1 protein-coding gene is annotated in these 339 nt (G+C 46.6%); it reads right to left on the reverse strand.

Going from position 1 to position 339, the window contains the following annotated elements:
- On the reverse strand, positions 1 to 339 hold a 339-nt coding region (locus BTHG_RS27175), incomplete at both ends, for a hypothetical protein (RefSeq protein WP_222860367.1).

Genomic DNA, 339 nt, shown 5'->3' on the forward strand with positions numbered 1-339 from the left:
GTTGACGCAAAACTGCGGATATTGACGCAAAAATCGCGAAAATGACGCAAATCCTTGGTGTGCGACGCAAAAATCAGGGAGTTGACGCAAAACTGCGGATATTGACGCAAAAATCGGGAAAGAGACGCAAAACCTTGGTGTGTGACGCAAAAATGGTGGGAGTTGACGCAAAACTGCGGATATTGACGCAAAAATCGGGAAAGTGACGCAAAACCTTGGTGTGTGACGCAAATATCAGGGAGAAGACGCAAATCCGAAGAAATCGACGCAAAAATGTGGGAGTTGACGCAAATCCGCGGATATTGACGCAAAAATCGGGAAAGAGACGCAAAACCTTGG

Origin of the sequence: Bacillus timonensis, assembly GCF_000285535.1 — a bacterium.
In the GTDB taxonomy this organism is placed as follows: Bacteria; Bacillota; Bacilli; order Bacillales; family Bacillaceae_L; genus Ferdinandcohnia; species Ferdinandcohnia timonensis.